The sequence below is a fragment of the uncultured Amnibacterium sp. genome (assembly GCF_964244015.1).
Taxonomy (GTDB): domain Bacteria; phylum Actinomycetota; class Actinomycetes; order Actinomycetales; family Microbacteriaceae; genus Amnibacterium.
Genome location: NZ_CAXTHO010000112.1, coordinates 1 through 9,798, shown reverse-complemented (window position 1 = coordinate 9,798; position 9,798 = coordinate 1). Strand labels below are relative to the sequence as shown.

The following is a 9,798-nucleotide window of genomic DNA, read 5'->3' as shown; positions in this document are numbered from 1 at the left end:
GACCGAGCTGCCCGCTCCGGTGCGCCCCACCGATCGGGCGATGACCGTCTGACCCCCCGTTCGTCCCCGTCCGCACCATGCGGCTAGCCTCGAACCGCACCATCCGCCGAACCGCGAAAGCTGGAACCCCACCGCATGAGACGCGCCAAGATCGTCGCCACGCTCGGCCCCGCCACGTCGAGCCTGGAGAACATCCGGGCCGTCATCGACGCCGGGGTCGACGTGTGCAGGATGAACCTGAGCCACGGCAGCTACGAGGTCCACGAGGGCGTCTACCGGAACGTCCGGGAGGCGGCCGACGCGTCCGGCCGGGCCGTCGCGGTGCTCGTCGACCTGCAGGGACCGAAGATCCGCCTCGGCCGCTTCGCCGACGGCCCGCACGAGCTGGCCGAGGGCGACGTCTTCACCATCACCATCGAGGACGTGCTCGGCACGAAAGAGCTGGTCGGCACCACCTTCAAGGGTCTTCCGCAAGACGTGAAGGCCGGCGACTTCCTCCTGATCGACGACGGCAAGGTCCGGATCCAGGTCATCGACACCGACGGTGTCCGCGTGCGCACCCGCGTCGTCGTCGCCGGCACCGTCTCGAACAACAAGGGCATCAACCTGCCCGGGGTCGCGGTGAACGTGCCCGCGCTGTCCGACAAGGACGAGGCCGACCTGAAGTGGGGCCTCGCGCTCGGCGCCGACCTGATCGCGTTGTCCTTCGTCCGCAGCCCCGACGACCTGACCCGCGTGCACGAGATCATGGACGAGGTCGGCCGGCGCGTGCCGGTCATCGCGAAGATCGAGAAGCCGCAGGCGGTCGAGCACCTCGAGGCGATCATCGACAGCTTCGACGGGGTCATGGTGGCCCGTGGCGACCTCGGTGTCGAGCTGCCGCTCGAGCAGGTGCCGATCGTGCAGAAGCAGGCGTGCGAGATCGCCCGCCGGCTCGCGAAGCCGGTCATCGTCGCGACGCAGATGCTCGAGTCGATGATCTCCTCGCCCGTCCCGACCCGCGCGGAGACCTCCGACGTCGCGAATGCGGTGCTCGACGGCGCCGACGCCGTGATGCTCTCCGGCGAGACGAGCGTGGGGGAGTACCCCGTCGTCACCGTGTCGACGATGGCGCGCATCGTGACGTCGACGGAGGACCACGGGCTGGATCGGATCCTGCCGCTCGGCACGAAGCCGCGCACCCAGGGCGGCGCGATCACCCTCGCGGCCGCCGAGGTCGCCGACTTCGTCGGAGCGAAGTTCCTCTGCGTGTTCACCGAGTCGGGCGACTCGGTCCGCCGCATGGTGCGCCTCCGGTCGAAGATCCCCGTGCTGGCCTTCACGCCGGAGCCCGGCATCCGCTCGCGCCTCGCGCTCAGCTGGGGCGTGGAGACCTTCCTCGTGCCGCGCGTCACGACCACGGACGAGCTGATGCACCAGGTCGACGACGTGCTGCTCGGCATCGACCGCGTGAACCGCGGCGACAAGGTCGTCGTGATCGCCGGGAGCCCTCCCGGGATCACCGGCTCGACGAACGACATGCGCGTGCACGTGATGGGCGACGCGATCGGCGGAGCGGCGCCCGCCTACGCCCGCTTCATCTGAATCGATCGCCTCGGATCCGCGAGCGGATCCGAGGCCGCGCCGGAGCGCTGAACGCGCACCGGTCGGCAGCCGCGGCGCAGGTTCCCGAAGCAGGGACGACCACGGCCGAGGTGGTCGTCCTCGTCGCGTACCGGTGGTGGGACTCGAACCCACACGTCCTCACGGACAGCGCATTTTGAGTGCGCCGCGTCTGCCGTTCCGCCACACCGGCCGGCGTGCGTCAATACCCTAGGCTCTCGACGTGGCTGAGATCGGATCCAACGCGCCTCGCCGCGTCGTCGTCGCCGAGGACGAATCCCTGATCCGTCTCGACATCGTGGAGATCCTGCGGGACAACGGCTTCGATGTCGTGGGTGAGGCCGGCGACGGCGAGACCGCCGTCCAGCTCGCGACCGAGCTCCGCCCCGACCTGGTCGTGATGGACGTCCGCATGCCCCAGCTCGACGGGATCAAGGCGGCCGAGCGGCTGACCAAGAACCACATCGCGCCGGTCGTGCTGCTCACCGCGTTCAGCCAGAAGGAGCTCGTCGAGCAGGCGAGCGAGGCGGGTGCGCTCGCCTACGTCGTGAAGCCCTTCACCCCGGCCGATCTGCTGCCCGCGATCGAGATCGCCCTCGCCAGGTACGCGCAGATCGTCGCGCTCGAGTCCGAGGTCGCCGACATGGTCGAGCGCTTCGAGACCCGCAAGCTGGTCGACCGCGCGAAGGGCCTTCTGAACGAGAAGATGGGTCTGTCCGAGCCGGAGGCGTTCCGCTGGATCCAGAAGGCCTCGATGGACCGCCGCCTGACGATGCACGACGTCGCCGCCGCGGTCATCGAGCAGCTCAGCGCCGCCAAGAAGTAAGGCCGCCAAGCAGCAGGGCCGCGGTTCGCGCGGCAGCACTCCAGCAGGCCGCATCCGCTTCAGCAGGCTGTGGGGCCCGTTCGGGCCTGCCGAAGAGTGCACAGCCTGCTGACGTGCTCACGCGAGGACCCTCAGCGGGCGTCGCGGAGGAGGTTCGTCATGCGGACCGTCGACAGGCGCTCGCCGGCGTCGTCGCGGATCACGATCTCGTGGGTGCAGAGCGTGCCGCCCAGCACCAGCGCGTCGCAGGTCGCCGTCACGAATCCCTCGGTCGCCGAACGGCTGTGGGTCGCGTTGATCTCGATCCCGACGGCGTAGCGCCCACGGCCCGCGTGGATCGCGGAGGAGATGCTGCCGAGGCTCTCGCCGAGCACCACGTGCGCGCCGCCGTGCAGCAGCCCGACGACCTGGCGGTTCCCCTCCACCGGCATGCGAGCCACGGAGTGGGCGGCTGACAGCTCGAGGAAGTCGATCTCCATCCTCACGGCGAGCTCGCCGCCCCGCGTGGCCACGAGGCGCTCCATCAGCTCGGGATCGAGCCCGTCGGGTACCTGCATGCGTGCCTCCAGGGGCATCGGGGGAGCGTCGGAGGCGCTCACTACGCTGGCATCATGCCCGACGCGTCGAAGCCCACGCTGCTCGTGGTCGACGGGCACTCGCTCGCGTTCCGAGCGTTCTACGCCCTCCCGGTCGACAGCTTCAGCACCTCCGACGGCCAGCACACGAACGCGATCCACGGCTTCCTGTCGATGCTGCTGCTCCTGCTGCAGAACGAGCGCCCGAGCCACCTCGCCGTCGCGTTCGACATCTCCCGGTTCTCCTTCCGCAACCGTGAGTACCCCGAGTACAAGGGCACCCGCAACGAGACCCCGCCCGAGTTCAAGGGCCAGATCCCGCTGCTGCAGGAGGCGCTGGCGGCGATGAACATCCCCACCGTCACCAAGGAGGACTTCGAGGCCGACGACATCCTCGCGACGCTCTCCGTGCAGGGTCGCGAGCAGGGCTACGAGGTCCTCGTCGTCTCCGGCGACCGGGACTCGATCCAGCTGGTCAACGACGACGTGACACTGCTCTACCCGTCGGTGCGGGGCGTCTCCGAACTCACCCGCTACGACGTGGCGAAGGTGAAGGAGCGGTACGGCATCGAGCCGCACCAGTACCCCGAGATCGCGGCGCTCGTCGGGGAGACGAGCGACAACCTCGCCGGCATCGACAAGGTCGGCGAGAAGACCGCCGTCAAATGGATCACGCAGTACGGCTCGCTCGAGAACCTGCTCGAGCATCGAGCCGAGGTCAAGGGCGTCGTGGGCGACAAGCTGCGCGAGCAGTGGGAGAACGCGGCGCGCAACCGGCGGCTCAACCGGCTGCTGACCGACGTCGAGCTGCCGGTGGCGCCCGGCGATCTCGTCCGCCGGCCGATCGACGAGGACGCGGTGCGCGCCGTCTTCAAGCGCCTCGAGTTCCGCACCCTGCTGGACCGCGTCCTGAAGCTCGAGGGCGGCGGGGTGTCAGGGTCCGCTCCGGAGGCGGACGCCGACGCGGATGCCGCCGCGCCGGCTCCCGCACCGCAGCTGCTGCTCGATGAGGAGCTGCAGCGGTGGCTCGACCGGGTCGGTGCCGCCAACCCTCAGGGGCTCGGGCTCCAGGTCGAGACGCAGGGCGGGAAGGTCGTCTCGATCGGCGTCGCCGCGCCCGACGAGACCGTCGACCTGTCGTGGCAGCCGGGCCGGGCCGACTACGCGCCGATCGAGCGCTGGCTCGCCGACCCCGCCGCTCCGAAGCAGTTGCATGATGCGAAGACGCAGACGAAGGCGCTGCTCGCGAGCGGGCTCGTGCTGCGCGGCGTCGTCTTCGACACCCTGCTCGCGGGCTGGCTGCTGCGCCCGAGCGGCCAGGAGAAGACCCTCGCGCAGATCGTCGACCGGTACCTGCAGGAGCGCCTGCCCGAGGCGGACCCGAACCAGCTGGTCCCCGACGTCGGCGGCGGCAGCCCCGCACCGACGCACGCCTGGTACGTCCTCCGCTCGGCTCACGTGCTGCGGGAGGGGCTCGACGCGAAGACCCTCGAGGTGCTCGTCGACATCGAGCTGCCGACCCTCGAGGTGCTCGCCCGCATGGAGACCGCGGGCGTCGCCGTCGATGCGCTCGCCCTCGACGCGCTGAACACCGAGCTGTCGACGCGCATCGCCGAGCTCGCCGACGAGGCGTACTCGATCGTGGGCCACGAGCTCAACCTCGGCTCCCCGAAGCAGCTGCAGGAGGTGCTGTTCGGCGAGCTCGGCATGCGCGGCACCAGGAAGACGAAGACCGGCTACTCCACCGACGCCGACGCGCTCGCCGACCTGCAGGCGACGAACCCGCACCCCTTCCTCGACGTGCTGCTGCAGCACCGCGACGCGTCGAAGCTCCGGCAGATCATCGAGACGCTGCAGCGCGGCATCGCCGACGACGGCCGCATCCACACGACCTACGTGCAGACCGGCACGACGACCGGCCGCATCTCGTCGAACGACCCGAACCTGCAGAACATCCCGATCCGGGCCGAGGAGGGGAAGCGGATCCGCGGCGCCTTCATCGCGGGAGAGGGCTACCCGAACCTGCTCACGGCCGACTACTCCCAGATCGAGATGCGGATCATGGCCCACCTCTCCGAGGACGCCGGGCTCATCGAGGCGTTCAACTCGGGCGAGGACCTGCACCGGTTCGTCGGCTCCCGGGTGTTCGGGGTCGACCCCGCCGACGTCACCCCGTTCATGCGGACGAAGGTGAAGGCGATGTCGTACGGGCTCGCCTACGGGCTGTCGGCCTTCGGCCTGTCGCAGCAGCTGCGGATCGACCGTCGCGAAGCGGAGGACCTGATGCAGGGCTACTTCGAGCGCTTCGGCGGCGTGCGCGACTACCTCAGGGACGTCGTCGAGCAGGCCAGGGTCGCGGGCTACACCGAGACGATCTTCGGGCGCCGGCGCCCCTTCCCCGACCTGAACAGCGCGAACCGGGTCCTCCGCGGCAACGCGGAGCGCGCGGCGCTGAACGCTCCGATCCAGGGCGCCGCCGCCGACATCATGAAGATCGCGATGATCGGCGTGGGCAGCGATCTGGCCGAGCGCGACCTGCGGTCCCGCCTCCTGCTGCAGGTGCACGACGAGCTCGTGCTGGAGGTCGCGCCGGGCGAGGCCGACGAGCTCGCCGACATCGTCGAGACCCGCATGCGCGACGCCGCATCGCTCCGCGTCCCGCTCGAGGTCCAGGTCGGCACAGGTCACGATTGGGACGTCGCCGCGCACTGAGGCGGAACGGCTGCCGCGCCGCGGTTGACACTCACAACGTTTGAGGCTTGGATGCAGGAAGTCCGCGTCGTCGGACCACTGAGAACCCGCTGCACCTGACCACTGGACTCGCTACAAAGGGGTAACAAGGACAATGTCCGCATTCACGCCGACCGTCACGGGCACAGGCCCGCGCGCGGCGATCCAGCGCTTCGGCGCCTTCCTCGCCGGCATGATCATGCCGAACCTCGGGGCGTTCATCGCCTGGGGCCTCATCACCGCGATCACCATCCCCAACGGGTGGATCAACCTCATCGCCCGCGGCACCGGCGCCATCGGCGCGAAGGACGTCGTGCCGTTCGCGGCGACGGTCAGCACCGTCGTCGGGCCGATCATCGTCTTCCTGCTGCCGATCCTGATCGGCTACACCGGTGGCCGTCAGGTCCACGGTCAGCGCGGCGCGGTCGTCGGCGCCATCGCCACCATGGGTGCCATCGTGGCGCCCGTGGCGCTCGGCCTCGTCCCGCCGTTCACGGACGGCCTCACCGCGCCGAAGGACATCACGGGCCTCGGCCCGAACTTCCTCGCCGGCCTGATCATGGGTCCGCTCGCGGCGGTCGTCCTCAAGCTGTGGGACCGCATCGTCGACGGCAAGCTGGCCAGCGGCTTCGAGATGCTCGTCGACAACTTCTCCGCCGGCATCATCGGCGGCGCGATGGCCATCGTCGGCATCTACCTCCTCGGCCCGATCATCAACTTCATCAACGGTGGCCTCGGCGCGATCGTCAACACGCTCGTCGAGTCCCGCCTCCTGCCACTGGCGTCGATCATCGTCGAGCCCGCGAAGGTGCTGTTCCTGAACAACGCGATCGGCAACGGCGTGCTCGTGCCCCTCGGTGTGCAGCAGGCCGGCACCGGCGGCGGCACCTCGATCCTGTTCATGATCGAATCGAACCCCGGCCCCGGCCTGGGTATCCTCGCCGCGATGCTGCTGTTCGGTCCGCGCGCGGTCCGTCCGACGGTCCCGTCCGCGATGATCGTGCACTTCCTCGGCGGCATCCACGAGATCTACTTCCCGTACGTGCTGATGAAGCCGATCCTCGTGATCGCCGCCATCATCGGCGGTGCAGCCGGTGTGCTGTCGTTCGTGCTCTTCGGTGGCGGTCTTCTCGCGGCTGCTTCGCCCGGGTCGATCATCGCCTACGTGCTGGTCTCGGCACCGAGCACGCTGCTGCCGAACCTCCTCGGCGTGATCATCGCGGCGCTGTTCTCGTTCGGTGCAGGCTCGGCTCTGCTCGGTTTCGGTCGCAGCGAGAAGGTCGCGATGGACCTCGACGAGGCGAACGCCCGCAACGCGGCCAACAAGGGTCGGAAGACGGCGGTCGCCGGCGCCTGACCCGGTTTCTCATCACGCAGGGCGGGGGCATTGCCCCCGCCCTGTCTGTGTTGCAGCACAGTCAAGTAGGGTCCACTCGGACCCGAGCGAAGGAGCACATCCGTATGACCACGATCGATGGATCCAGCATCAAGAAGCTGATCGTCGCTTGCGACGCAGGCATGGGCAGCAGCGTCATGCTGGCCGGTCAGCTGAAGAAGCAGCTCAAGAAGACCGGCGTCGTCGTCGAGCACTCACCGGTCGCCAGCATCCCGAAGGATGCCGACGTCGTCGTCACGCAGGCGGGCCTCGCCGATCGCGCACGGGGGGTCGTTCCGGATGTGCCCGTCGTCCCGTTCCAGCTGTTCCTTGGCGACCCGAAGGTCGCGCAGATCGTCAAGGCGATCCTGGACGGCTCGACGGTCGAGGTCTGACGATGCCGGACACCGCCCTCACCGCCCTCCTCGCGGAGGACTCCATCCGCCTCGATCGCACGGCCGTCGACCGGTTCGACGCCGTCCGGCAGTGCGGTGCCGCACTCGTCGAGGCCGGCGCGGTCGACGAGTCGTACGTCGACGCGATGATCCAGCGCGAGAACACCGTGTCCACCTTCGTCGGCGAAGGCGTCGCCATCCCGCACGGCACGCTCGCGGGTAAGGAGTCGGTCCAGCACGACGCCATCGTCGTCCTCCGGTTCCCCGAAGGCGTCGACTGGGGAGGCAACGCGGTCTCCGTGTGCGTCGGCATCGCGGCGGCGGGCGGCGGCCACATCGCGCTGCTCTCGCAGCTGGCGGAGATCCTCCTCGACCCCGAGAAGGCCGAGCAGCTGCGCTCCGCGACGAGCGCCGAGCAGGTCTACACCCTGCTCACGCCCAGCGACGACGATGACGACTGACCCGGGCCAAGCCCTCCACCACAGCAAGGAGCACCATGACTGAGCGAACCGTTTCCATCGCATCGAGCGTCGGCCTGCACGCCCGGCCCGCATCCTTGTTCAGCCAGGCCGCGGCGAAGGCGGGCGTGCCCGTCACGCTCACCACCAAGGCGGGCAAGAGCGTCAACGCCGCCAGCATCCTCGGCATCCTGTCGCTGGGGATCGGCCACGGCGAGGAGGTCACCCTGTCCGCGGACGGCGACGGCGCCGATGCCGCGCTCGACTCCCTGGTCGATCTGCTGTCGACCGACCTCGACAAGGAGTAGCGCGGAAGCACTTCAGCAGGCTGTCTGCACCTCGGCAGGCCGGAACGACCGTTCCTGGCCTGCCGACGTGCTGCTGGCCTGCTGGAGTGCTAGGCGACGAGGCGGGAGGGACTCGCGTCCGCGAGGGACACCGTCTGTGTCGCGAGCGTCGACAGATCCACGCGCGTGACCGTCTCGGCGGGCACCGGCTCCCAGCCGGCGATGTCGAGGCCGCTCGACGCGAACTGGACGGAGCCGTCCTCGCCCCTCCGGGTCCGCATCAGGTAGTAGGCGTCGACGTGGTGCCGCGGGAGGCGCTCGAGCGGGATGCCGCTCGCGGCGAAGACGCCGAGGGGGATCGGCACGTTCTCGCTCGCGTGCACGACGAGCAGCTCGGTGCTCGTCAGCAGCAGCGCGTTCAAGCTGCGGTTCGGGTACGCGACCCGCAGCGACGCGACCGTCTCGACGAGCGCCTCGAACACCGTGGCACCTTTGGCGACGAGGGTGCGGACCGCCGCGAGGTAGCGCTCGCTGTCCGTGGTGCCCTCGAGCGCGGCGAGCTGCTCGGGTCCGATCAGGCGCTCGATCGGGCCGGTCGGTTCCAGCGACCCGTTGTGCGCGAACGCCATGCCGTCCGCGAGGAAGGGGTGCGTGTTCTCGGTGGAGCACGCGAGGCCCCGGGTCGCGAGCCGGAGGTGCACGATGCGGGCGGTGGAGGGGCCGCCGGCGAGGGTGTCCGCAAGTTCGGGATCGCCGATGCCGGAGGTCGGCCGCACGTGCCGGCGGACCCGGCCCGAGGAGTCCAGCCACGCCGTGCCCCAGCCGTCCCGGTGGAGCCTCGCCATGTCGGTGAAGACCTGCTGCTGCCCGGCGCCGAGCACGGCCTCGACCGTGGCGGGCGCGGGGGAGACGGAGCCGAGCAGTCGGCACATGTCGCCTCCAGAGCACGTCGGTACGGGGACCAGCGACTTCCTCGACGCCGGCGAGCTTCTGCGGTGAGGCTACGCCCCGCCCTGTTTCGAGCGTGTCACGGCACGCGATCCGCTGCATCGCCCGCGCGGAATCCGTTCCTCCGCTCGCCGCCGGGCCGCGATGAGGAGGCGGAGCCCCGCCGTCCCGCGGTCGGGGGAATGCGGGTAGGCTGTGGGATCGCGTCCGCGGCTTCGCTGCCGCGGGTCGCGAGGGGTACGACGACATCTCGCTCGTCCGTGTCCACGGGCACCGGCCGCACGGCCGCCTCAGGCGCCCGCCACAACTCCATCCGCACGCCGCGGCGGCCGTCCGGCACGTCGTGACCCGACACGAAGAAACCACCACACCATCTCTATGACTCTCACACCGACCGCCTCGGCCCCCAAGCAGGTCGCGATCAATGACATCGGATCCGCTGAAGACTTCCTGGCCGCGGTCGAGCTGACCCTCAAGTTCTTCAACGACGGCGACCTCATCGAGGGCACCGTCGTCAAGATCGACCGCGACGAGGTCCTCCTCGACGTCGGCTACAAGACCGAGGGCGTCATCCCCTCGCGCGAGCTGTCGATCAAGCACGA

At 69.8% G+C, this 9,798-nt stretch carries 10 protein-coding genes and 1 tRNA gene; 8 read left to right on the top strand and 3 right to left on the bottom strand.

Going from position 1 to position 9,798, the window contains the following annotated elements:
* Positions 1-135 precede the first annotated feature (135 nt).
* On the top strand, positions 136-1,584 hold the full coding sequence (gene pyk / locus ACFE67_RS12045) for a pyruvate kinase (RefSeq protein ID WP_375407119.1): 1,449 nt from the start codon (positions 136-138) through the stop codon (positions 1,582-1,584).
* Positions 1,585-1,712: 128 nt separating this feature from the next.
* On the opposite strand, the gene ACFE67_RS12040 is transcribed toward pyk, so the two are convergent.
* Positions 1,713-1,795, bottom strand: a tRNA-Leu gene (locus tag ACFE67_RS12040).
* A gap of 30 nt (positions 1,796-1,825) precedes the next feature.
* Here ACFE67_RS12040 and ACFE67_RS12035 point away from each other — a divergent pair.
* The gene (locus ACFE67_RS12035; RefSeq protein ID WP_375407118.1) at positions 1,826-2,428 is read left to right on the top strand and encodes an ANTAR domain-containing response regulator; all 603 of its coding nucleotides are present in this window, start codon (positions 1,826-1,828) and stop codon (positions 2,426-2,428) included.
* A gap of 131 nt (positions 2,429-2,559) precedes the next feature.
* Here ACFE67_RS12035 and ACFE67_RS12030 read toward each other — a convergent pair whose 3' ends face one another.
* The gene (locus ACFE67_RS12030) at positions 2,560-2,985 is read right to left on the bottom strand and encodes a PaaI family thioesterase (RefSeq protein WP_375407120.1); all 426 of its coding nucleotides are present in this window, start codon (positions 2,983-2,985) and stop codon (positions 2,560-2,562) included.
* A 54-nt stretch (positions 2,986-3,039) separates the two neighbouring features.
* On the opposite strand from ACFE67_RS12030, the gene polA reads away from it, so the two are divergent.
* From polA to ACFE67_RS12005, 5 genes are all read left to right on the top strand, one after another.
* Positions 3,040-5,715: a DNA polymerase I gene (polA, locus tag ACFE67_RS12025; protein ID WP_375407117.1), complete on the top strand. Its 2,676-nt coding sequence runs from the start codon at positions 3,040-3,042 to the stop codon at positions 5,713-5,715.
* A gap of 133 nt (positions 5,716-5,848) precedes the next feature.
* Complete coding sequence (locus ACFE67_RS12020) at positions 5,849-7,090, top strand: PTS transporter subunit EIIC (protein ID WP_375407116.1); 1,242 nt, start codon at positions 5,849-5,851, stop codon at positions 7,088-7,090.
* A gap of 104 nt (positions 7,091-7,194) precedes the next feature.
* Positions 7,195-7,503 (top strand): PTS lactose transporter subunit IIB, encoded by a 309-nt coding sequence (locus ACFE67_RS12015; protein ID WP_375407115.1) that lies wholly within the window; start codon positions 7,195-7,197, stop codon positions 7,501-7,503.
* 2 nt (positions 7,504-7,505) lie between these two features.
* A complete protein-coding gene (locus tag ACFE67_RS12010) occupies positions 7,506-7,964 on the top strand; it encodes a PTS sugar transporter subunit IIA (protein WP_375407114.1) in 459 nt (152 codons plus the stop codon).
* Positions 7,965-7,999: 35 nt separating this feature from the next.
* Positions 8,000-8,269, top strand: coding sequence for an HPr family phosphocarrier protein (locus ACFE67_RS12005; protein WP_375407113.1), 270 nt, complete (start codon positions 8,000-8,002; stop codon positions 8,267-8,269).
* Positions 8,270-8,358: 89 nt separating this feature from the next.
* Here the strand turns inward: ACFE67_RS12005 and ACFE67_RS12000 are convergent, their stop codons facing one another.
* Positions 8,359-9,180: a class II glutamine amidotransferase gene (locus tag ACFE67_RS12000; RefSeq protein WP_375407112.1), complete on the bottom strand. Its 822-nt coding sequence runs from the start codon at positions 9,178-9,180 to the stop codon at positions 8,359-8,361.
* Between the two features lie 394 nt (positions 9,181-9,574).
* Here ACFE67_RS12000 and ACFE67_RS11995 point away from each other — a divergent pair.
* Positions 9,575-9,798 (top strand): S1 RNA-binding domain-containing protein (locus ACFE67_RS11995; protein WP_375407111.1); only part of this gene is annotated, 224 nt, incomplete at its 3' end.